The organism is Rhizobium sp. NLR16a (assembly GCF_017948245.1).
Taxonomy (GTDB): Bacteria; Pseudomonadota; Alphaproteobacteria; order Rhizobiales; family Rhizobiaceae; genus Rhizobium.
Genome location: NZ_CP072870.1, coordinates 222,719 through 246,120, shown reverse-complemented (window position 1 = coordinate 246,120; position 23,402 = coordinate 222,719). Strand labels below are relative to the sequence as shown.

Annotated in this window: 18 protein-coding genes and 1 pseudogene; 15 read left to right on the top strand and 4 right to left on the bottom strand. The window is 61.0% G+C overall.

Features of this window, described 5'->3' with window-relative positions; all coding sequences use genetic code 11:
- The first annotated feature begins 74 nt into the window (after window positions 1-74).
- The 3 genes from J7U39_RS30080 (at window position 75) to J7U39_RS30070 (ending at window position 4,194) form a co-directional block, all read left to right on the top strand.
- Window positions 75-752, top strand: a complete 678-nt coding sequence (locus J7U39_RS30080; RefSeq protein WP_210633548.1) for a CBS domain-containing protein — start codon at window positions 75-77, stop codon at window positions 750-752.
- A gap of 265 nt (window positions 753-1,017) precedes the next feature.
- Window positions 1,018-2,232 (top strand): 5-aminolevulinate synthase, encoded by a 1,215-nt coding sequence (hemA, locus tag J7U39_RS30075; RefSeq protein ID WP_210633351.1) that lies wholly within the window; start codon window positions 1,018-1,020, stop codon window positions 2,230-2,232.
- A 99-nt stretch (window positions 2,233-2,331) separates the two neighbouring features.
- Window positions 2,332-4,194, top strand: a complete 1,863-nt coding sequence (locus J7U39_RS30070) for an ABC transporter transmembrane domain-containing protein (protein ID WP_210633547.1) — start codon at window positions 2,332-2,334, stop codon at window positions 4,192-4,194.
- 45 nt (window positions 4,195-4,239) lie between these two features.
- Here the strand turns inward: J7U39_RS30070 and J7U39_RS30065 are convergent, their stop codons facing one another.
- Complete coding sequence (locus J7U39_RS30065; RefSeq protein ID WP_210633349.1) at window positions 4,240-4,443, bottom strand: hypothetical protein; 204 nt, start codon at window positions 4,441-4,443, stop codon at window positions 4,240-4,242.
- A gap of 130 nt (window positions 4,444-4,573) precedes the next feature.
- Between J7U39_RS30065 and J7U39_RS30060 the strand changes: the two genes are divergently transcribed.
- The 3 genes and pseudogenes from J7U39_RS30060 to J7U39_RS30050 all read left to right on the top strand — a co-directional run.
- Complete coding sequence (locus tag J7U39_RS30060) at window positions 4,574-5,137, top strand: threonine transporter RhtB (RefSeq protein ID WP_210633347.1); 564 nt, start codon at window positions 4,574-4,576, stop codon at window positions 5,135-5,137.
- A gap of 176 nt (window positions 5,138-5,313) precedes the next feature.
- Window positions 5,314-6,309, top strand: coding sequence for an IS30 family transposase (locus tag J7U39_RS30055; RefSeq protein ID WP_210633345.1), 996 nt, complete (start codon window positions 5,314-5,316; stop codon window positions 6,307-6,309).
- 54 nt (window positions 6,310-6,363) lie between these two features.
- A pseudogene (locus J7U39_RS30050) lies at window positions 6,364-6,741 on the top strand (hypothetical protein); the annotation flags it as partial.
- 97 nt (window positions 6,742-6,838) lie between these two features.
- On the opposite strand, the gene J7U39_RS30045 reads toward J7U39_RS30050, so the two are convergent.
- From J7U39_RS30045 to J7U39_RS30035, 3 genes are all read right to left on the bottom strand, one after another.
- A complete protein-coding gene (locus J7U39_RS30045; RefSeq protein ID WP_210633343.1) occupies window positions 6,839-7,054 on the bottom strand; it encodes a hypothetical protein in 216 nt (71 codons plus the stop codon).
- Between the two features lie 272 nt (window positions 7,055-7,326).
- On the bottom strand, window positions 7,327-7,953 hold the full coding sequence (locus J7U39_RS30040) for a response regulator transcription factor (RefSeq protein ID WP_210633342.1): 627 nt from the start codon (window positions 7,951-7,953) through the stop codon (window positions 7,327-7,329).
- Window positions 7,954-8,003: 50 nt separating this feature from the next.
- Window positions 8,004-13,952: an AAA family ATPase gene (locus tag J7U39_RS30035; protein WP_210633340.1), complete on the bottom strand. Its 5,949-nt coding sequence runs from the start codon at window positions 13,950-13,952 to the stop codon at window positions 8,004-8,006.
- An 808-nt stretch (window positions 13,953-14,760) separates the two neighbouring features.
- On the opposite strand from J7U39_RS30035, the gene J7U39_RS30030 reads away from it, so the two are divergent.
- The 9 genes from J7U39_RS30030 to J7U39_RS29990 all read left to right on the top strand — a co-directional run bounded on the left by J7U39_RS30030 (window position 14,761) and on the right by J7U39_RS29990 (window position 23,349).
- Complete coding sequence (locus tag J7U39_RS30030; RefSeq protein ID WP_210633338.1) at window positions 14,761-15,054, top strand: acylphosphatase; 294 nt, start codon at window positions 14,761-14,763, stop codon at window positions 15,052-15,054.
- A 121-nt stretch (window positions 15,055-15,175) separates the two neighbouring features.
- Window positions 15,176-15,814 (top strand): Rieske 2Fe-2S domain-containing protein, encoded by a 639-nt coding sequence (locus J7U39_RS30025; RefSeq protein WP_210633337.1) that lies wholly within the window; start codon window positions 15,176-15,178, stop codon window positions 15,812-15,814.
- Window positions 15,811-16,659 carry an aromatic ring-hydroxylating dioxygenase subunit alpha gene (locus J7U39_RS30020; protein WP_210633336.1) on the top strand — a complete coding sequence of 283 codons (849 nt, stop codon included), beginning with the start codon at window positions 15,811-15,813 and terminating at the stop codon, window positions 16,657-16,659. The genes J7U39_RS30025 and J7U39_RS30020 overlap by 4 nt, the downstream gene beginning before the upstream one ends.
- A complete protein-coding gene (locus tag J7U39_RS30015) occupies window positions 16,656-17,315 on the top strand; it encodes a glutathione S-transferase family protein (protein ID WP_210633334.1) in 660 nt (219 codons plus the stop codon). Before J7U39_RS30020 ends, J7U39_RS30015 begins: the two co-directional genes overlap by 4 nt.
- Before the next feature lies 1 nt (window position 17,316).
- Window positions 17,317-18,696, top strand: coding sequence for an amidohydrolase (locus tag J7U39_RS30010; protein WP_210633332.1), 1,380 nt, complete (start codon window positions 17,317-17,319; stop codon window positions 18,694-18,696).
- A 20-nt stretch (window positions 18,697-18,716) separates the two neighbouring features.
- Window positions 18,717-19,817, top strand: coding sequence for a BMP family ABC transporter substrate-binding protein (locus tag J7U39_RS30005; protein ID WP_210633327.1), 1,101 nt, complete (start codon window positions 18,717-18,719; stop codon window positions 19,815-19,817).
- Between the two features lie 3 nt (window positions 19,818-19,820).
- Window positions 19,821-21,341, top strand: coding sequence for an ABC transporter ATP-binding protein (locus J7U39_RS30000; RefSeq protein ID WP_210633325.1), 1,521 nt, complete (start codon window positions 19,821-19,823; stop codon window positions 21,339-21,341).
- Window positions 21,338-22,438, top strand: a complete 1,101-nt coding sequence (locus J7U39_RS29995) for an ABC transporter permease (RefSeq protein WP_210633324.1) — start codon at window positions 21,338-21,340, stop codon at window positions 22,436-22,438. The genes J7U39_RS30000 and J7U39_RS29995 overlap by 4 nt, the downstream gene beginning before the upstream one ends.
- Window positions 22,435-23,349, top strand: a complete 915-nt coding sequence (locus J7U39_RS29990; RefSeq protein ID WP_210633323.1) for an ABC transporter permease — start codon at window positions 22,435-22,437, stop codon at window positions 23,347-23,349. Before J7U39_RS29995 ends, J7U39_RS29990 begins: the two co-directional genes overlap by 4 nt.
- The last annotated feature ends 53 nt before the right edge of the window (window positions 23,350-23,402 follow it).

Genomic DNA, 23,402 nt, shown 5'->3' with positions numbered 1-23,402 from the left:
CGAAGATCAAAGCGGTATGACCGCCCGCTCTCTAGCGTATCTCTAGAATAATCATGATCAGTGAGGCAACGACCATGCAAGCGAGGGATATAATGACCACGAATGTGGTTTCGATCAGCCCGGTGGTCAGCGTGCGCCATGCGGTCGCGATGATGCTGCAAAATCACGTCAGCGGCCTTCCCGTCGTTGACGACCACGACCGCGTCTGTGGCATGATCACGGAAGGCGATCTGCTTTTACGCCGGGAGGTCCGCTTTTCTCCCCGACCGGCGCGGGCGCCGGAGCTGATTTCCGAGATCGATCTCGAACGTTACATCGGCAGCAACGGATGGTGTGTGGCGGACATCATGTCCCAAGATGTCATCGTCGCCCGACCGGACAGCGAACTCTCGGACATCGCCGAAAGCCTGCAGGTGCATCGCATCAAACGGCTGCCGATCGTCGATGACGAACGTCTGGTCGGGATCGTGAGCCGACGGGATATCTTGCGTGTCATTGCCGAAGCGCCGACGACCGTATTGCCGCGGGGAGACGAGGCCATCAGGCTGGCGGTGCGAACCCGGCTGAGATCGGATCTCGGTCTCACGCCGCAAAAAGTCCAGGTGTCCGTCCGGAACGGGCAGGTGACTGTCGACGGTCAGGTGGAATCCGAGCTCAAGCGCAGGGCGATCAAGGTTCTCATCGAGGGCCTTGGCGGGATTGCCGGCTATAAGGATTGCCTGCTCGTATCGCCTGTTCAAACCCAGGATTGAAAGCTTTGGCGCGCCCTCATCGCGCCAAATGACGAGGAGGCTTGCTCGATCTGTCAAGATCGAGCAAGCCATCTGTCAACCTCCCTGCTTGACACGGAAACTCCGACTCGCCCTGTGACTTTAGCCCGGCCGCCGGGCTTCCTCTTTGATGAAAGTCAATCGCGCCGGGCTCGGCGAAGCAGGCGACTTGCGCCGAACTTGACGGAGATCAAATACCGACCGGCTGCCCCGATGTATCGCTTGACCGTGCAAAAGGGAGCATATGATGGATTTCGAAGCATTTTTCAAAAACGAGCTGGACGGGCTTCATGCCGAGGGCCGCTACCGCGTTTTTGCCGATCTCGAGCGTCACCGCGGCAATTTCCCGCGGGCGACGCGCCATACGGCCGATGGCGAGAAGGAAGTCACGGTCTGGTGCTCCAACGACTATCTCGGCATGGGCCAGAATCCGAAGGTGATCGAGGCGATGAAGGCCGCCATCGACCACTGTGGCGCGGGTGCGGGAGGCACCCGGAATATTTCTGGCACCAACCATTACCACGTCCTGCTCGAGCGTGAGCTTGCCGATCTGCACGGCAAGGAATCCGCACTGATCTTCACCTCCGGCTATGTCTCCAACTGGGCGGCGCTCGGCACGCTCGGCGCGAAAATCCCCGGCCTGATCATCTTCTCCGATGCGCTCAACCATGCCTCGATGATCGAAGGCATCCGCCATGCCAAGTGCGACAAGGTGATCTGGAAACACAATGACGTCGCCGATCTCGAAGCCAAGCTCGCCGCCGCCGATCCGCAGGCGCCGAAGCTGATCGCCTTCGAGAGCGTCTATTCGATGGATGGTGACATCGCCCCGATCAGGGAGATCTGCGATCTCGCCGACAAATACGGCGCGATGACCTATCTCGACGAGGTGCATGCGGTCGGCATGTACGGCCCGCGCGGCGGCGGCATTGCCGAGCGCGAGGGGCTGATGGACCGGCTGACGGTGATCGAGGGCACGCTCGGCAAGGCCTTCGGGGTGATGGGCGGCTATATCGCCGCCTCGGCGGCGCTGTGCGATTTCATCCGCTCGTTCGCCTCCGGCTTCATCTTCACCACGGCGCTGCCGCCGGCGCTCGCCGCCGGTGCGGTCGCCTCGATCCAGCACCTGAAGGTCAGCCAGTTCGAGCGCGCACGCCATCAGGACCGGGTGCGCAAGCTGCGCGCGCTGCTCGACCAGCGCGGCATTCCGCATATGCACAATCCCAGCCATATCGTGCCGGTGATGGTCGGCGATGCCGCCAAGTGCAAGTGGATCTCCGACCTGCTGCTCGACAATTGCGGCGTCTATGTCCAGCCGATCAACTATCCCACCGTGCCGAAGAAGACCGAGCGGCTGCGCATCACGCCGACACCGCTGCATTCCGACGCCGATATCGCCCATCTGGTCGACGCCCTGCATTCGCTTTGGTCGCGCTGCGCGCTGGCGCGGATGGTAGCCTGAGCACAGGGGAAAGATGCACGAGATTGGCCGCGATCAAAGAGATAAGTCGCCGCTCGCGGGACAAAAAGTGAAGCAAGCACCGAGGAGACAACGGCGTTGATGATAGCCCCGCATGACTGGCAAGCCGCCATTTCACCAGAAATAGCCTCCGCCATCGGCAAGGACGGCGGGAAAGAACCCCCTTCGCGGAATCGGACATTCACTCCGCTCTTCAGCCTGCTTCCGCGTCTTCGCCCACATAGGTCGCTCTCGGTTTGCGCACTTCTGGCGCTCACATCCGCAGCTCTCATCTCGCTCGCCCTGCCGATGGCTGTGCGGCGCATGGTCGATCACGGCTTCAACCAGGCGGACGGAGCCTTCATCAATCGCTATTTTCTCATGCTGATCGCGCTCGCCGTCGCGCTGGCAATCGCAAGTGCGGCGCGCTACTACTTCGTCACCACATTGGGAGAGCGGCTGGTCACCGACCTTCGCCTCGAGGTCTTCCACCATATCATCCGGCTTCCTGCGGCATTCTTCGATCGAAACCGCTCAGGCGAAATTGCCTCGCGCCTCGTGGCAGATGCGACCCAGATCAAATCCGCCGTCAGTCTCACGGCATCGGTGGCTTTGAGAAATTCAATCCTCTGCCTCGGCGCCCTTGCCATGATGTTCGTGACCAGTCCCGGCCTGTCGGCCATCGCTCTCGGGGCCATTCCCCTGGTGGTGGCTCCTCTCGTCCTGTTCGGTCGCTCGGTGCGGAAGAAATCCCGTGTCGCACAGGATGCGCTTGCCGAGGCTTCGGCCTATGCAAGCGAGATCATTGCGGCAAGCCGCACCGTGCAGGCATTCAACGGCGAACATGCTGCGGGGCAGAGATATGGGCGCGATGTCGACCTGTCCTTCGACCGGGTGGTTGCGGCCTCCCGGGCAAGAGCCTTGCTGACCGCCATTGCCATCACGCTGGTCTTCGTCAGCGTCGTCGGCGTGCTGTGGCTGGGGGCTCATAAGGTGCTGGCGGGAACGCTCTCGCCTGGCAGCCTGAGCCAATTTCTCATCTACGCGGTGATCGCAGCCGGTTCTCTCGGCTCACTGTCGGAGGTCTGGGGAGAACTTTCGCAGGCAGCCGGCGCCGCCGGACGGCTGTTCGAACTGCTGAACGAACAGACTGACGAGCGCGAACCGCACACCTGCACGTCGCTCCGGACCCCCACCCAGGGGGGCATGGAACTGCATGACGTGCGCTTTTCCTATCCGGGCGCACCGGAAAAGGAGGTTCTGAGCGGACTTTCCTTCCGCGTTTCGCCAGGCGAAACCGTCGCCCTGGTCGGCCCTTCCGGATCCGGAAAGAGCACCGTTTTCTCCCTGCTCCTCGGCTTCTACGAAAACCAGGCGGGCAGCATTTCCATCGACGGCAGGGAGCTTGCCCTGATCTCCCCGCAGACCCTGCGCAAGGAAATCGCCATTGTCCCGCAGGAGGTGACGATGTTTGCCGCCTCCGTTTACGACAACATTGCGTTCGGAAGGCCGGACGCGCTGCGCGAAGATGTGATCGCCGCGTCGATCAAGGCGCAGGCGCATGGTTTCGTCACGAAGCTGCCGAACGGCTACGGTTCGGTTCTCGGCGAGCGTGGGCTGACGCTGTCGGGCGGACAGAGGCAGAGACTGGCCATCGCACGGGCCATGCTCAGGAACGCTCCGATCCTGCTCCTGGACGAGGCAACCGCATCGCTGGACGCGGAAAACGAGGCGCTCGTGCAGCGCGGCCTGGAGGAATTGATGGAGGCACGGACCACCATCGTGATCGCGCACAGGCTCGCCACCGTGCTCAAGGCGGACAGGATTCTGGTGATGGACAAGGGCAAGATCGTAGAAGAGGGGACTCACGCCTCGCTCATGCGCCAAGGCGGCCTTTATACGCGCCTGGCGGAGCTGCAGTTCAAGATTCCGGCCGGTCTTGAACCGGAACAGCACGCAGCGTGATGACATCATCCGGCGTCCGCGCAACGGGACTTTGATCTTCCGGCGCTATTCTTCCAGGAGGAGAGCCGTCGCGAGATAACCCATGCCGATTGTGCTCGCAAAGAGGTAGATGAACAGGCCCTGAGCGAGATAATTTTGCGGTCCGCCTGCCGCGGCAAAACCGTTCTGCCAGACGAAGAACCCCACGGCGCTTCCGATTGCAAAGCCCGTGGCCAATCGAGTGAGTATGAACCTGATCATGCCGGGCATGGCGCCCACCTCTGACATAACCGCAATAAACGTCGGGGGTGCCCGGAATGTTCCGTCCCGCAAATGATCTCTGTCAACGACCGGCAGGCGCGGCCGTGCAAGATGCGGAAGAAACCCGGAGACCGTAACAGTGCATCTTCTGCCTTTCGCAGCGGGCGTTTTCACGCTTCTCATCCTGCCCGGACCGACCAACGCCATTTTGGCGATGGCATCTCAGGGGCTGACCTTCGGACGCGCGATCGCCCTGCTCGCCACCGTCATGTCCGCATATCTTGCGATCGTCCTTCCGGCGGCCGGTCTGGCCGGTTCTTTTCTCCGCGACCACCCTCTGGTTTCGCAAGGCGTCAAACTTGTCTCGGCGACCTGGGTTTTGTACCTGGCGCTGCGGCTCTGGGGCATCGGATCGAGCCCTGTCGAGGCTGTGCGCGTGCGGCAGCTGGCCGTGACGACGCTGTTAAATCCCAAAGCGCTGATCATCGGATTGACGATGGTGCCTCCCGCGCAGGAGGTGCCTTTGACAGGATCCATCGCCATTCTCGCATCGGTGGTCCTGGCAGTCTCCTCGATCTGGCTGTCGATCGGCAGGCTCATCCTCGGACGTGAAAAACGGATACCGCCATTTGCCCGGCGGTGCGGATCCGCAACCCTCGTCGCATTCTCCGCCGTGCTGACGTTCAGCGCCCTTGGCGGATGAAACCCGCGCTGTTGCGCTGCGCGCGGCGGAGCGACTGCCTGCGCAAGCCCTTGGTGCGGCTGGCAAAGGCCGTTGTTCCATAATGTCGATTACGCCAGAAATCGCCTGTAGCGGGGCACATTCTATCTCGAACTGCAACAAAGGCGCTAAGCTGCCTGCTTTTCGGGAGCCATGGTTTGATCCGTACCTTTTCGCATTTGAGTTTTGACGAACGCCGATCGATTTCCAGGATGTTGGATCAGAAGTTTAGCCAGTCTGAGATCGCCAGACGCCTCGGCCGGGACCGCGCGACCATCTCCCGGGAGATCAAACGCAACTACTGGCACGATCAGGAATTCCCCGATGCCGAGGGCTACTGGGCGATGACCGCCAACGACATGGCGCGCGACAGGCGCCGGCGGATCGGCAAGCTCTTTCGTCGCGAGGATCTGCGGAACGAAGTGATCGGAAAGTTGGAATCCGGCTGGTCGCCGGAACAGATTGCTGGACGACTGAAGATCGAACCAGCGGCCAAGGCAAGCGTCTGTCACGAGACGATCTACCGATATGTCTATTCACCGGAAGGACAACGGCAGCAACTGGCGCGGCTTCTTCCGGAACGGCGGAGAAAGCGCCGGCCGAGATATGCTCGCAAACCGCAGAACCCGGTCTTTCCAGATGAGCGTTCGATCAAACATCGGCCGGAAGCCATCAACGATCGCAAGGAATTCGGTCACTGGGAAGCCGATCTGATGATCTTCGAAAGGGTTCAGGGCAATGCCAATGTGGCAACGGTTGTCGAGCGGATGAGCCGGTTCACCATGCTGTTCAAGAACAACGACCGGCAGTCCAAGCCGATCATGGAGCGGCTCATCAACGTGCTCAGCCCCCTGCCCAGGCATGCCCGGCAAAGTTTGACGTTTGATCGCGGATTTGAATTCGTCTCCTGGCGGCGACTGAAGCAAGGAATGGGAACCGATGCATGGTTCTGCGATCCGTCTGCGCCCTGGCAAAAAGGCTCCGTTGAGAACATGAATCGGCGGATTCGGCGTTACCTGCCGAGGGATACTGCTGTCCTGTCCGTTCCTGATGAATCGATACGATCACTGATCGATCGGTTGAACAGTACGCCGAGAAAATGCCTTGGGTTCCGCACCCCAGCTGAAGTGTTCAGGCGTGAAGTGAACAAATGACGGCAAGCCGGGGCGGAGGACGGATTTCATGAATGATCCTGCGGTGATTGCGCCGACCAGCCCCGATCTGAGCGCTGGTCCGGGTTGCAAGATCAGATCGGGACGGGTTCGTGGCACCATCGGCTTTAGCTTTGAGACTATGCGCTGACGCTGGTTCGTGAACGTCATGCGGGCTTCGGCCCGACGCTGGCGGCCGAGAAGCTTGCCGAGCGCGATAGATTGCGTGTGTCGCGCGAGACGTTGCGCGGCTGGATGTCGGAGATTATGGCTGTCGCGCAAGCCACGGCGGACGTTTCATCAGCCACGATTACGGCGCGAAGCCTGTGGCGAGCCGGTGCAGATCGACGGGGCCGAGCACCGCTGGTTTCAGATCGTCGAGATCCGTGCTCGCTGTTGGTGTTTGTCGATGATGCGACAGGCAAGTTGATGCAGTGTTGCGGTTCGTGCTCTTGGAGCGCCTTTCGCCGGGACTGCACGCTCGAGCGACCGACGATGACGGCCGGTTCGCCATACGATGGCGATCGAACAGTTACTGTCGTCTTCGATCGCGGTGCTCCATCTCGGCAGGCGCAAGGATAGCATGAGATTCTGCACGGTTCAGCATGTTGACCAATTCTTCGCCCTCATCGGCGGTAAGCATGTCCATAACGAAGCCATCGACGAGAGCTTTCCGGTCTGAAACCGTATCGATTACCGTCCAGTAGATGTTCAGGTTCTTCTGCAGGGCGTATCTCTGGTTTTGCATGGATCATACCTTTCCACGATCTTTCGGTTACTCGCGTTGCGTCAACATCGATGAGCGTCCGTCCAATGGTAGGGATGCGCCGACCCGACGCAGATTCTTGCACCGAGACGTGATAACGTCCGTCTTGTCTCTGCATGTTTTTTCAGCTGGTAAGAACATAGAGCCGACGGCCTTCGGAACGTATTGCCGAATGAGATAAGCGACCAGCCGAAATGAAGCCCCGACTATCCACCCGTGGCAGGCGCCCGATACTTTGGTCTAGATATGTGAGCCTACCGGACCCACGCCGGCTTCGTCGTCAATCCGAGGCTGTCCGCCATCCGGACCAGGTCAACGAGAGATCTCGCCTGCATCTTCTGCATGACGTGGCCGCGATGAACCTTGACGGTTACCTCGCTCAAGCCCACTTGAGCAGCGATTTGCTTGTTGACGCTGCCCGCGACCACCAGGTTCATGATCTCGCGCTCGCGCGGCGTCAAGGAATCATAGCGGGACCGCAGCTCGGCAATGAGCGCGACTTCCTGCCTCCGAGCGCAGTCGCGCTCGATCCCGGCATAGGCGGCATCGAGCAATTCCTGCTCGCGCAGCGGCTTCGTCAGGAATTCGATAGCGCCGGCTTTCATCGCCCGCACAGAGATCGGAATGTCGCTGTGGGCACTGATAAAAATGACCGGAAGCTCAATTCCAAGGGAAGTGAGCATGCTCTGAAATTCCAGGCCGCTCCGCCCCGGCAGCCTTACATCGAGAATGATACAGCCCGGAACGTCAGGGCGCTTGCTGTCCAAAAACTCCTGGCTGGAAGCGAATGTCAGTACCTCAAGTCCAACCGAGCGCAGGAGATCGCCGAGGCCTTCGCGGACAGATGCGTCATCATCAATGATGTAGACAATCTCCTTCATCCATGTCCCCAAGTTTCGCGCCGGTCAGGCGCCGCCCCGGACATGGATCATTATTTCTCCTCGGTTGGTAATGTAAACTGAAAAATGGCACCGTGGGGCGCGTTTGGCGTGGCCCAGAGTTGGCCTTTGTGAGCCTCTATGATCGAACGACTGATCGTCAGGCCCATGCCCATACCCTTGGGTTTGGTACTAAAGAACGCCTCGAATATATCGCCGATCTTCGCCAGGTCGAGGATAGGGCCGCTATCGCGGACTGCCACTAAAACGGTTTTGGGTGCTGCCTTTTCAGTGCTTACGATGAGTTCGCGCGCTCCTTTTGGCATCGCCGCCATCGCGTCGCTGGCGTTCATGATAAGGTTCAGGATCACCTGCTGGATCTGCACTTGGTCCCCTACGATCGGGGGCAAGCCGTCGGTAAGGTTTGTACGAAGCGACACCGCACTGCGTTCAAGGTCCGTGGACACCAGCGCAATCGTCTCGGACACGATATCGTTGATGTTCAGCCGGTCCCGGCGTTCGGGTGATTTCTTCGCCATTGCCCGAATCCGGTCGATGACCTCGGATGCGCGAAAAGCGTCGCTGATCATGCGCTCGATGGCGCGACGGGCGGAGACGATGTCACGAGGATCAGCGTCGAGATAGCGAAGGCAGGCATTGCCGCTGCTGACCAGCCCGGTGAGCGGCTGTCTGACCTCGTGGGCGATGGAGGCTACAAGTTCTCCCATGGTGGTGAGCCTGCTTACATGGGCAAGTTCTGCTCGCGCAAGCTGAATAGCATCCTCGGCTTGCCTGCGGTCGGTGATGTCACGCGCCAGCGAAAGACGAAACCATTGCTCTTCCTGTCGGAATTTGCCGACGCGAACCTCGACCGGAAACGTTGTTCCGTTCTTGCGCCGGTGGAGCGTTTCGAAAGTCATTGGCTGTCCTGCGTCGACGCGATCCACCAATGTCGCAAGAGCCTTTTCGTCGATAGCTCCGTCAAAGTCGCGCGGGTGCATGCCAATCAATTCCTCCCGGGTGTAACCGAGGCTTTCACAGGCTTGGCGGTTGACGTCTATGACGATCAGATCATCCGTATGGAGGAAAAAGGCATCGGTGGCATGGTCGACGAAGGTCCGAAAACGAGTTTCGCTTGCTCGAAGCCTCTCCTCTGCTCGCTTGCTCTCGGACAGGTCGAGCACGAAGGCCACGGCCTGGCTCCCGGCCCCCTCGAAACTTGCCTCACCGATCATCACGGGTACGTGACCGCCATCCTTTCGCTGATACTCCTTTTCAAAGGGGCGGGCGCTGCCGGTCACTCTCAGCTCGGCCTCGGCTTCGGCGTCACGCTCGCGCCATTCCGGCGGCGTCAGCTCTTTATCGATGATCTGACCGGCCAAGAGTTCGTCACGGCTGTAGCCCACCATTTGCAGGAACGCCTCGTTGGCCTCGATAATCCGACCTTCGATATCCCGGATAAAAATTCCGATGATGTTCGCTTCGACAAGCCGGCCTATTCGCGCTTCACGTTCTGCCAGGTCTCGGTAAAGTCCGGTTATTTCGAGCGTGCTGGCGGCTTGCGAGGCGATCAGCTTCAACACCGGAATGCGCCCTGGCGCGAAGACACGGCCCGCCAGAGTGTTTTCCAGATAAAGCGCACCGATCAGCTTGGCGTGATTGATCAGCGGCAAACAGAGAATGGATCTGGCCGCGCGATAGCGAATATAGGGATCGCCCGCAAAGGCCTTTTCAGCCGAGGCATCGTCGAGGCTGACGATTTCCCGCATACGCAGGACGTAATTGAGAACTGACTCCGGCATCACGCCGGCGATGGCCTCATTACGCAACTCTATGAGGACCGCTTCGCCGCGGATCGTCGCCTCAGCGGCAATCCGCGGTTCGCCGCCACGCGACAGGATCAGAAGGCCACGTTCGGCTCCGGCCTGCTCGACGGCCATTCGCAGGACCGTATCGATCAGCTTCTCGACGACGATTTCGCTGGAGACGGCTTGCGACACCTTGATGACGGTGGCGAGGTCGAGATGCTCGATCGGCGCTTCGATCGTGCTTGTTGCAGCCGGTGCCGATTGTCCATCCCGCAGCTGGGGATAGGCTTCTTCGAGCTGCCGCACCTTGCCGTCGGCTCCCCAACTGAGATAACAGCGACGGGCGTTTTGAAGATAGAGGCGAGCAATCTGATCGAAGCCGCGCGCCCGGTAAAAGGCGGAAGCGCGCTCATACGCAATCGCTTCATCGTGTGGGAGCGCGTGCGCATGCGCCAACTGGATCGCCTGTTCATAGAGGCGCTCGGCATGCAACTCGCGGCCTCCCAGGCGGGCGATCTCTGCGCCAAGCAATTTTGCGCGGCTTGCGAAATTCTCCGGGCAGTGCGCGGCCCAAGTGTCGAGCTGGCGGCGGTGAGCGCGCATGGCCTTGCGATAATGAGCTGTTTCAGTCGTCGATCCTTGCAAAGCAGAGGCCAATGAAAGGCCTGTGTAGAAGTGATATTCCGCCCGCTCGAAAATAGCAGGAGTCATCCAGAGGAGGCTTTCTGCTTTCGCCGCTGCCGAAAGTGCTGTGAGGGTATCCCCGGCAAATACACAAGCCTGCAGCTTGCGGATCCAGTACAAGCAACTGCCCGGCTTGCCGTCGGTCTTAAGTTCGAATTGCTGCTCGTCGAACCCTTCATCGTTGAAGCATCCGAAGATTGGCGTCAGCCCGCGAAGCGTTCGGATGAGTTGCAGCTGCCCGCTGATGAAACCGACGGCGACTCCAAAGCCGGCCTGACGCGCGAAGTCCAGGCCGGCTTCCGCATCGCGCTGAACCTGCGAGAGGGGCTCGCCGGCGGCCAGAAGATAAGTCACAAGATTATTTCGGCTTAAGACGGCATAGGTGAGATCGCCGACCTGCTGTGCCGTTTCTAATACGCGCTGCGCAAGCGCACGGCCGGTGCGGACATGACGCGATGACGATTTCGCAAGGTTGCCGAAGGCGAGGTAGACCCGTGCCTTCAGGCGTTCCATTCCAGGCTGTTCCGTCAGGTCCAGTCCCAGCAGGCCGAACCGAAAACCGGCTTCATAATTGCCAAAATACGGCCCGAGCACCGTGCCCACGGCAGTGAAGGCATAAGGCGATGTGTCGCTGTTGCCGTGCTTGAGGCTGAGGTTGCCCATTCGCCCGATAATGAGGCAGCGCAGATTCTCGTTGGTAAACAGGGCCGGAGTAACAAGTGAAGTCAGAACGTCCATGGTCGCGAGCGCGACAGGGTCCGCCATTGGGGGCGAGTTAAGCAGCGCTTCGATAGGGCGGCCCCCCAGTTGTCGCCAAAGCCGCGCGTATTCCTGGCGCACCTGGCTCCTGGTCGGGTGGGACGACCACGAAATGCCGACCCGGTGCAGGTAGTCGAGGCCGAATATGATGGCCTGATCGCTCCGACCCAGGCTCATGAAAAGGTCGACGCGCAGGCGCGTGACGCGGGCCAGATCGGCGAGGCTGGCGGCTCGGCTTGCTAATTCTGCAAGGCGGGCCTGCGCCTCCGCCGGTGCCCCAGTCAAGAATTCGCATTCGGCCCTGTGGAGTTCGAGGGCGAAAGCGAGTTCGTATCGGCGCTCCCAGGCATCGTCCGGCAGGTAAGCCGCACCCGTCCCGGCATAGGCCAGCGCCGATTCGTATGCAGCCGACGCCTTGGCGCGGCGAGTGGCAAGCAGGTTCAGGTCCGCGAGACGCTCGCGCTCTTCGCCGGGCGCGATGAGCGCGCCGCCGCAGTTGAGTTGGCCGACAATCTCGAAAATATTCTCCTCGAGTGCCTGCGGCGGCGTATGCATCAGCAGGAGGCGGCCAATGGAAAGATGCGCTGCCGCCCGCTCGTCTTCAGGGATCAGCCCATAGGCGGCCTCCTGCACACGATCGTGCAGGAAGCGGTATGATGACCCCTCTTCAAGCAGCACGAGTCCGGCCCGCGCCGCGGCCCAAAAGGCTGCATGAACCGCGTCGTGATTTTCGCTCCTGATCAAAGCCAGGGTATCAACCGCCGCGTGATTGCCGAGACACGCCAGCATGTTCAGGGCAGCCTGCGTGATATCGGGCAGGCGCCGCAGCTTGCTTAGCATCAGATCCGCGACGTTATCGGTATAGCCTTTGGCTCTTATGCGATCGAGATCCCAATCCCAGTGCGTCTGTTCGCGATTGAATTCCAGCAGGCCTTCGTCCGGCAGGGTGCTCAGGAACTGGAGCGCGAAGAAGGGATTGCCTCCGCTCTTCTTGTGCACTAGTCGAGCAAGCGGCTGGACACGGCTGCTTCCGCAATGAAGAGCGTCGGCCAGCATCCGGGTCAGATCTTCCAGCCTAAGGGGTGTCAGCACGATTTCATGCACCTGGGCACCGGCCTCCCGGATCGCTGCCAGCCGGCGGATCAGTGGATGGGTGGACGATACTTCGTTGTCGCGATAGGCGCCGATGAGCAGCAGGTGACGCATGTCCTGCTGGGTGCACAAATCTTCAAGCAGATCGAGCGTTGCTGCGTCCAACCATTGGAGATCGTCTAAAAACAGCGTGAGCGGATGTTCTGCTGTGGCAAACACGCGCAGTAGGCGCCTAATGTTCAATTGGAAGCGGCGTTTGGCGTCCTGAGGCGGCAGATCCGCAACCGCCGGAAGCCGGCCGATGAGAGATTCAAGTTCCGGAATAAGCGGTGCCAGCAGCCGACCGCTCGCGCCCAGTACTTTGGTTAAAGCAGCGCGCCAGGGCGCGAGTTCCGCTTCACTCTTGCCCAGCAGCACTCGGACGAGGCCTTGCAGGGCCTGCGCTACGCTCGCATAAGGAATGTGGCGCTGGTTCTGGTCGAATTTGCCGGAGGCAAACAGCCCACGCAGCGGCACGAGCGCGCGGTGGAGCTCATTCACGACCATGGATTTGCCCACGCCGGCATGACCCGAAACCAGCACCAGCGTCGGCCCGGCGCCTGCGACGACCCGGTCGAATGCGGAGGTTAGGGCGGCGATTTCGCGTTCGCGACCGTAGGGCCGCTCGGGAATCACCAGTCTGTCCGGCACATCGCGTGTCCCGAGCGGAAATTCTGCAATCCGCCCATGCTTCTCGCTCTGGACGAGGGCACGTCGCAGATCCGCCTCTAGCCCTGCGGCCGTCTGGTAGCGTTCCTCTGCGTTCTTGGCGAGCAGCTTCATCACGATTGCCGAGATAACGCCTGGTAGCTCTCTGACACGCTCGGACGGCGGCACCGGTCGCTTGGCAACATGGCAGTGCACCCATTCCATCGGCTCCGAAGCGGTGAACGGCAACTGGCCGGTGATCATTTCGTAGAGCGTGATGCCGACGGCGTAGAGGTCACTACGCGAGTCCACCGACCGGTTCATGCGCCCGGTCTGTTCGGGCGCCATGTATGCGAGGCTGCCAGCAATGACCTCAGGGGGCTCGGCGGCCTGGCGCTCACGAGAAAGATGCGACGCCACTCCGAAGCCCGTGAGACGGACCCGCCCTTCCGTCTCGTCCGCCAATATATTCGCCGGCTTGATGTCCCTGTGAATGAGGCCGCATCCGTGAGCCTTGCCGACTGCCGCCGCAATGCCCTTGGCAAGACGCAAAAAGACGGTGAGTTCGGCGGCCATGCCATGGCTGTGCCGTCCCATCAACTGCGGGAGGGGCACGCCGCCGCAATCTTCGAGGACGAGCACGACACGACCGTTTTCCGTTGTGAAATCCAGCGGTTTGGCTGCCCACTCCCGGTCGAGTTCGTCTTTCAGGCGATATTCGTGGGCCAGTCTGTCGAGGCTGGTTCGGCTGGGATGTTCGGCTGCAAGCTGCACCCTCAGAACGGCTTTTGATGCGCCGTTGCCGCTCCGGATCAGCTCTCGTGTAAAGATGCGATCGCCGTCACTCCAGGATGATTGTGGCTCGTAGTGCCGAAGGTCAGTCGAAGTCTGCTGGCCGACGGAAGCGAGAGCGCGCTTCCGTCCGAACATGTTTTTCCTGGTCTTCTGCGCATCTTTGACCGTGTCGTCCATTGCACACCGCTCGCTTCGATGCTGCCCGCATACGATCTGAGGTGCAGGCATCGGAGACCCAATCAAGCTTCACCGACTTTCCTCTCATGTCAACGAGCCTATGCTTCGGATTATTGAGGGGGGCGCATCTCTGCTGATCTTCCCGACTCAGGTTCCAGTGCATGTTGTTAAGGCAGGTCCGCGAAGAGCAAAGCTGCGGCAATGCGGTTTCATGCTATAAGAGGCGCCGCGCCGGCAGGGGTGAAGGTCTTGCGGTCAAGCAAAACGCCGGCGCGGCAAGTCGGCCCGTGATGGGAGGGCGTTTTGCTTTAGGGCCGTTGCAACATTAACTCTGCCTGGAGCGCCCCCGCTATTATGCCGAAGTATATTTGTTTAGCCCTTTCGCCCGATTTCCTAAACGAGACCCATTATGCCGGATGTATCAGGTCGCCCTTCTTCGTGCTGATCACCCAGTCGCTAGACTAGCATTCGATGCCGGCGGATCCCGTTGGAAGCTATCGGCAGCGAGCGGCGCAACCTCTATAAGTCTGCAAGAAAGTCCGGCGATTACCTCAACATAATCGACGCCGGCTGCAATGGGAGACGGATCGCGCCACGGGCGATCCCGGAATGGTCTGCTCTTTCGTGCAGTTGAGTTCGGACGAACGCCGAGTGATAGCGCAGATGCATGCCAAGAAGATCTGGCAGGCAGAGATTGCACGCACCCTCAGCCGTGATCGCTCGAACGATCCAGGAACGCCCCTTATGCCCCTTTCGCAAAGACGGCGAAGCGCTATGCTATTTATCGCAGGTCGAACGAGAGAATTCCATGATACGATCACGGCAGAACGAGCTACGCGAACGGATCGCGATCCTTGGCGACGTCAGTTCCGCCTCATTCGTCCCGTGGATACGCCGCCATGCCGACAAGCTCGGCCTTTCCCAAGATTTTTTGCAGGCCGGCGCCGAGCGGATCGAACTCGAGGTCGCAGGGCCTGTCGAGCTGATCGACATGCTGGAAATGGCGTGTTCGTTGGGGCCAATCGATGTCTGGGTCGACGAGATTCAGCGCAGGATTGTAGATCCCATCTCTACACCGAAGTCGGAACGCCATCCGACTTGATGCCCTTAATTTGATCATTGTTGCCAATGCGAATTTTTTATGCAAGCGTCAGAAACCGGGGTTGCACCGACACCAAGCTCGCAGGCGCCAGCCCACTGGTAAGATTGAGGAATTGACCGTCATGCCTTCCGATACGACCGGCTCCTGGACGCCTGTCGCCCTTTCTGCCGATCTGCCTCCGGCAAGCGTCATTCCGGCCTGGACGCCGGCAGGATCGATCGCTCTCTGGCGCAGCCGGTCCGGGCGCGCATCAGCTTCTTCGGATCGCTGTCCGCATCGCGGGATGCGACTGTCGCACGGCTTCGTGCGGGGCGAGGCGCTCTCCTGTATCTATCATGGCTGGAGCTATTCTCCGGCGGGAGGATGCATTCGCATCCCGGCTCATCCAGACCTTGTGCCGCCGGAAACGATCCGCGTGGCAGTTCAGCGGGTCGAGGAATCAGATGGAATCGTCTGGGTCGCAGTCGGCGAGCCGGCAATGCCGCCGCCAAGCCTGGATGGTTTGGCGCCAATACGCTCGCTGACGCTTGTTGCCGACATCGTGGCAATCGAAGCAGCAGCCGGCGGCAAGGCCGCGAGCGGGTTGATCCCAGTCACGGACCATCCATGGGTTCGGCTGTTGCCCGCGGCGCAGATCGGATGCACTCTGATACATGTCCTGGTCGAACGGGAGCGCACTGTCGCAGATCGGATTGCGGCGTCCCGCATCGCCGAAGCCCTGCGCCGCCGCGCGGAAACACGCCAGAAGGATGTCGCATGAAAGGGGCCGGTGCGATGATCGACGAATGGTACCCGGTTGGCCTCTTCAGCCAGCTCACCGGTGCAGGAAGCAGGACTGCTCTGATGGGCGAGCCCATAGAGGTGATGCGCACGGCTGATGGCGCGGCGCGGGTCACATCGGGCGATGGGCGTGCCCTGCCCGTCCGCGTCCGTTATGGTCATGTCTGGTCTTCTCTTGGCACCCCCGCCAAGGAGCTCTTCGCCATTCCCGAAGCGGATCAGCCCGGCCGCCGCTTCGTCGATGTCGGTGTCGTGCGGGTACGCTGTTCCCCCTTGAGAGCAGTCGAGAACTTCCTCGATATTGCGCATTTTCCCTTCGTCCACACCGATATACTCGGCGCCGAGCCGCATACGGAGGTCGAAAATTATAAAGTCGAGATCCGCGAGAAGGAGGATGAAGTCTGGGCGACGCAGGTGAAATTCTACCAGCCGCAGGCTGCAAAGTCGGCGACCGGCGGAATAACCACCGAGTATATGTACCGCGTGCCTGCCCCGACCTGCTCGGTGCTTTACAAGACCTGCCCTCCTCGCCCGGAGGAATGGGACGTCATTACCCTATTCGTCCAGCCGCTTGCCGAAGATCTCTGTGACGTATGGCCGTGGATGGCCCTCTTCGACGACGTGACGCCAATGACGGACCTCATCCATTTTCAGCAAATGATTTTCCTGCAGGATCGATCGATCCTCGAAAACCAGATCCCGGCGCTTCTGCCGCTCGATCCGGGCATGGAAATCCCGACCAGGGCCGACCTGACCTCTATCGCTTACCGGCGCTGGCTGAAGCGCCACAATTATCTCTATGGCGCGCAGTTGGTCGCACAATGAAGCTCTACGACTACATCCTATCGCCGAGCTGTTACAAGATCCGCCTGATGGCTGCCATCCTCTGCGTCGAGCTGGATATCCGGCCGGTCGATTTCCATCCCGGCAAGGAACATCGTGGTCCTGAGCTTCTGGCCCTCAATCCGGCAGGCTCAATCCCGATCCTCGTGGATGGCGATCTGGTGCTGACAGAATCTTCGGCCATGCTCGCCTATCTCGCCGCCCGGAGCGGGCCTGACTGGCTGGGTATGAGCGCGCCTGAGGAGACCGCGCGGGTGCACCAATGGCTCTCGTTTTCGCATCGGCTGACGACAAATCTCGGCGGCGCACGGCTGCATCAGATGCTTCTGCGTCCCGGCAATATCGAAGTCCTGCAGGCACAAGGAGTCGCGGCGCTGCGCGAGCTCGAAGCCGGCCTCTTTGAGCAGCGGCTCCGCGACATGCGGTTCCTGGCTTGCGACCGTGCGACGATCGCCGACATCGCCTGTTTCCCTTATGTGGCACTGGCGCCCGACGGCGGAATCTCGCTCGATCCCTATCCGAACATTAGGCTTTGGCTGCGCGCCATCCGCAGCCTTGAAGGTTTTATCGAAATGCCCGGCATCCACCGGCTGCACGAGTTGAAACCCGACCCTCATCCCGTCAACGAGGAGACGTGAGATGGCGGGCTACCTGCTGAAGAACTGCGCAGCGATTATCGTCGACGAAGGCAACGGGCCGGCCGTGCGCCGGAACGTCGATCTGCTGACCAATGGTCCGGCGATCCAGGCGATCGGGACGAACCTGTCGCAAGAGCCCTTGCCTGCGGACACGGTCATTCAGGATGCATCAGGCTGGTTTGTCTATCCGGGTCTCGTCAACACCCATCACCACTTCTTCCAATGCTTCGTGCGCAATCGGGCCGATCTCGACTGGACGAAGCTTTCGGTTATCGAATGGCTCGACCGGATTTATCCGATCTTCTCGCGACTGAACGAGGATTGCTTCTATCATTCGTCGGTCACGGCCATGGCCGAGATGATCAAGCACGGCTGCACCACGGCCTTCGACCATCAATATTGCTTCCCCCGGCACGCAGGCAAACGCCTGATCGATCGTCAGTTCGAGGCGGCCGATCTTCTCGGCATGCGTTTCCACGCGGGACGCGGCGGCAACACGCTGCCGAAGTCCGAGGGCTCGACGATCCCGGACGCCATGCTGGAAACGACGGACGAGTTCATCGCCGATTGCGCCCGGCTGATCGACAGCTACCACGATGCCGGCGCCTTCAGCATGCGGCAGGTGGTCGTCGCTCCCTGTCAGCCCGTCAATTGCCACCGCGAAACCTTCGTCGAGTCGGTCGCGCTCGCCCGAGATCGCGGCGTCCGACTGCACACGCATGTCGGTGAAGGCGAAAGCCCGGTCATCCAGGCGCGGCATGGAATGCGGACGGTCGACTACTGCGCCGAACTCGGCTTTGCCGGGCCTGACAGCTTTTATGCCCACTGCTGGGAGCTGACACACGAGGAACTGCGCAAGATGTCGGCAAGCGGCACGGGTGTCTCCCATTGCCCCGAACCGGTCTATCTGGTCGGCGCCGAAGTGACGGACATTCCCGCTATGGCCGCTTTCGGCCTGCGTATTGGCCTCGGTTGCGATGGCGCGGCCTCGAACGACAATTCCAACCTTATGCACTGCATCCACTCTGCCTATATGCTGCAATGCCTGACGGCCTCGACGCGCGCCCATCCGGTTCCAGCGCCCGTCGATTTCCTGAGCTACGCGACCACGGGTGGCGCAAGCCTACTTGGCCGCAGCGATATCGGCCGCCTTGCTCCCGGCATGGCCGCCGACCTCTTCGCCATCGATACCAGGCGCATGGATTATGTCGGAACCCGCCACGACCCGTTGAGCCTGATTGCCAAGGTGGGGATCGGCATGCCGACCGATTTGACCATGATCAACGGGCGCATCGTCTGGCAGGCCGGCGAATTTACCGGCCTCGACGAAGCTCAGCTTTTCGCCGCCGCGGAAGCGGCGCTCGAGACAGTCGAATTCTAAAACCAAAAGAGGGAACTGACATGACCAACGAATTCACCCGCAGAAAACTGATGAAGAGCGCGGCGGCTGCCGGTCTCGCGACGGCCTTTGCCGGCCGCTCTGCGCTTGCCGCCGACGAACCGCTCGGCATCGCGCTCGTCGTTCCCTCGCCTATCGGCGACGTCGGCTGGGGTCATGCGCTTGCCGCCGGCATCGATCCGATCAAGGCCGCCTATGGCGACAAGGTGAAGGTCACGGTCATCGAAAACATCGCCGAGGGCCCGGACGCCGACCGCATCATGAACAAGACCGTTGCCGACGGAAACCATTTCCTGATCGCCGGCTCCTTCGGCTATCAGAATGGCGCGCTGCAGATTGCCCGCCGCAATCCGAAGGTGACCGTCCTACATGCTTCAGGCTTCCAGGTCGCACCGAACTTCTCGCCCTTCGCCGCCAAATATTTTCAGGGAACCTACCTGTTCGGCATGGCGGCGGCGGCCCTTTCCAAGAGCGGCAAACTCGGCTCGGTGTCAGCCTTTGCCATTCCTGAGCTGATCACCTCCGTCAACGCCTTCACGCTCGGCGCTCAGGCCGTCAAGCCGGATATCGAAGTGTCTGTCGTCTGGGTCAATTCCTGGTTCGATCCGGCCAAGGAGCAGGAAGCCGCCAAGGCGCTGATCTCTCAGGGCTGCGACGTGATCTTCTCGAATGCGCAGGATACCCCTTCGGTGATCTCGGCCTGCGAGGAAGCCGGCGTCTATGCCTTCAACCTCAACTCGTCGATGAAGAAATATGCCGAGAAGACCTATCTGGGTTGCATCGCCACCGACTGGTCGCCCTTCTTTAAGGCGTCGGTCGACGCCCATCTTGCCGGCACCTTCAAGGGCGCCAACGCCTTCCTCGGCGTTGCCGACAAGGTTGTCCAGGTCGTCGATTGGAACCCGGCAATCCCGGCCGATATTATGACCAGGATCAAGGAAATCGAGGCCAAGATTGCCGATGGCAGCTTCTCGCCGTTTACCGGTCCGATCACCAAGGCTGATGGGAGCGAAGGTGTCGCTTCGGGGACCACGGCGACGGACGCCCAGATCGTCGCGATGGACTGGCACGTCAAGGGTGTCACGACGCCGCTGCCGAAGTAAGCCATGCCGAGCCCGCTCCTGTCGCTGCGCGGCATTACCAAGAGCTACGGCCCGGTCGATGCCAATCAGCAGATCGATCTCGACGTCGCTCCACGATCCATCCATGCCATCCTCGGAGAAAACGGGGCTGGCAAGTCGACGCTGATGAAGCTGATCTACGGCGTCGAGCAGCCGGACAGCGGCACCGTCGCATGGAACGGGAAAGCCCTTAGCCTTGCCTCTCCCGCAGAGGCAAGGCGAGCCGGTATCGGCATGGTGTTCCAGCATTTCTCGCTGTTCGAGAGCCTGACGGTCGTGGAGAATATCCGCCTGATCGTGTCCGGCAAGAAGAGCGAGCTTGCAGAGCGCGTTCGCAAGCTCGGGCATGAGTTCAGCCTCGAGGTCGATCCACACGCTCATATCCATTCGCTTTCCGTCGGCGAGAGGCAGCGGGTGGAAATCATCCGTTGCCTGATGACCGATCCGAAACTGCTCATCCTTGATGAGCCCACCTCGGTGCTGCCGCCGCAGGCGGTGGAAAAGCTCTTCGAAACATTGCGCCGGCTGCGGGACGGCGGCGTGTCCATCCTGTTCATCTCTCACAAGCTGGAAGAAATCCAGTCGCTCTGCGATCGCGCCACGATCTTGCGCGGCGGTCGGGTGACCGGCCACGTCGATCCCCGCGAACACGATGCCCACGAGCTTGCCCGCTTGATGATCGGCCGCGACATGCCGGAACCCATGCCTGCGCTGCCTTTGGGAGAAGGTGAAAAGCGGCTGGAACTTGTCGGGCTCGATTACCGGGCGGATCCTTTCGCCGTGCCGCTTTCGAATGTGAGCCTGGTCGTGCGCGCCGGCGAAATCCTCGGCATTGCAGGCATTTCGGGAAATGGTCAAAGCGAACTCGCAGCGCTGATTTCGGGTGAAACCCAATTGCCGCGGGATCAACGCGACCAGATTTTCATGATGGGCCAGGATGTCGGCACGCTCGACTCCGCCGCCCGCCGACGGCTCGGTCTCGCCTTCGTCCCGGAGGACCGGCTCGGCCGCGGCGCGGTCCCTGAGATGTCGCTCACCTATAATAGCCTGCTGACCGCCCACCCGCTGAACCTTGTAAAACATGGCCTGCTTGACAAGGTGAGGGCGAAGGCCTTCACAAGTGATTGTATCCGGGACTTCGACGTGCGCACGCGCGGTCCAGGGGCAGAGGCCGGTTCGCTCTCCGGCGGCAATCTGCAGAAATTCATCGTCGGACGCGAAATCATGCTGGCGCCGAAGCTTCTTTTCCTCGCCCAGCCGACCTGGGGCGTCGATATCGGCGCGGCGGCGGCGATCCGCAAGCGCCTCATGAGTCTTCGCAACAAGGGCATGGCCGTCCTGGTCATTTCCGAAGAGCTCGAGGAACTGTTCGAACTGAGCGACTTTATACAGGTCCTGCATCACGGCACGTTGAGCCCGCCGTTGCTCACGCGTGACACCAACCCGGAGGAGATCGGCCGATACATGATCGGAGCTCAGCCGCAGCGCGAGAAAGCCACCGCATGAGCAGACCCTTCCTCGCCGCTCCGCCCATTCTCGTCCGCCGGGAGCGGGCATCGCTTGCCGCCACCCTCCTGGCGCCGCCCATAGCCCTCATCGTCACCGTCATTCTCAATCTCGGACTTTACGTCATCATGGGGCGCGATCCGGCTGCGGTCGTCTACGCGATGCTGATCGAGCCCTTCTTTTCATGGGCGTCGTTTTCCGAAGTGCTGCTGAAGACCGGACCGCTGCTCCTCATCGCGCAGGGGCTTGCGGTCGGCTTTCGTGCCAAGGTCTTCAATATCGGTGCCGAAGGACAATTCGTCCTCGGCGCGATCTTCGCCTCCGCCATTCCGATCTGGTGGCCCGGCGCAACCGGCCAGTGGATCTGGCCGCTAATGCTGCTGTTCGGCGCGATGGGCGGCGCATTCTGGGCGTCGCTCACCGCCTTCTGGCGCGTCCGGCTCAATGCCAACGAAATTCTCGTTTCCCTGATGTTGAGTTTTGTCGCCGTGCAGCTCCTCAATTATCTGCTGCTCGGCCCCTGGAAGGACCCGAACGGCTTCAATTTCCCGCAGTCCGTCATGTTCCAATATGACGCGATGGTGCCGATCCTGATTGAGGGAACGCGCGTCAATGTCGCGCTCATCCTCGCCGTTCTCCTGTCGATTGCCGCTTGGGTCTTCATGCAGAAGAGCTTCATCGGCTATAAACTGCAGGTCGGCGGACTGGCGCCGCGCGCTGCGAGCTATGCCGGATTCCGGGAGAGCGGCGCAATCTGGCTTTCGCTGCTGATCGGTGGAGCCGCAGCCGGTCTTGCCGGTGCAGCCGAAGTCGCCGGTCCGCTTGGCCAGCTGCAACGCTCGATCTCGACCGGATACGGCTATGCGGCAATTATCGTCGCCTATCTCGGCGGCCTGCACCCGGTCGGCATCGTTGTCTCAGCGATCGTCATGGCCGCGCTCTATATCGGGGGCGACAATGCGATGGTCTCCGCCAATCTGCCGGTTGCGGCGGTCCGGGTTTTCCAGGGCAGCCTGCTCCTTGCCTACCTGGTGGCCATCGCCTTCGTGCGCTACCGTCTTGCCTGGCGGTCCCCATCCACCAGGAGCCCCACATGAACGCCGTCGAGTTCGTTCTGGCCGGAATGCTGGCGGCTGCGACACCCTTTCTCCTGGCCGCTCTCGGAGAACTTGTCGTCGAGCGTGCCGGCGTGCTCAATCTTGGCGTCGAGGGGCTGATGGCATTCGGCGCCATCATCGCCTTCATCATTGTCTATCACGGCGGCGGGCATTTTCTGGCTTTTCTCGCCGCCGGCCTCGGCGGCCTGCTTCTGTCCCTGATCTTTGCGGCGATTGTCCTCGGCTTCAACGCGAACCAGGTGGCGACCGGGCTGGCGATCGGGATTCTCGGCCAGGGCCTGTCAGCGTTGTTCGGCAAAACCTATGAGAGCCTGACGGTTAAAGCTGTGCCGAAAATCGCCCTTCCCGGCCTCTCCGATATCCCCGTCATCGGCGGCCTGTTTAGCCAGGATATCGTCGTCTGGCTTTCACTGCTCGTGACTGTCGCCATCTGGGCGATGTTTGCCTATGGCAAGCTCGGCCTGATCATCCGCGCCGTCGGTGAAAACCCGAAAGCGGCGCATGCCATCGGCTATCCGGTTATCGCCATCCGATTCGCCGCGGTCGCAGTCGGCGGCATGATGGCCGGCTTTGCGGGCGCCTATGCAGCGACGATCTACACGCCGCTCTGGGCCGATGGGATGATTGCCGGTCGCGGCTGGATTGCGATTGCGCTCGTCGTCTTCGGAACCTGGCTGACCGGCCGCATCTTTCTCGGGGCATGCCTGTTCGGCGCAGTATCGCTGATGGGGCTTGCCGCCCAGGCAACCGGTCTCAACGTCTCGTCGCAGCTGCTCGCCTGCCTGCCCTATCTGGTGACGATCATCGTGCTCGGTATTATTTCGGCGGATCGCCGCCTGCTCAAACTCAATGGCGTCGCCTCGCTCGGCGAGCCGTTCGAGCGATCATGATAACGCCCGTCGAAGCGATGGCAATTGAGAGTCAACTTGCCTTCCGAGCCCGC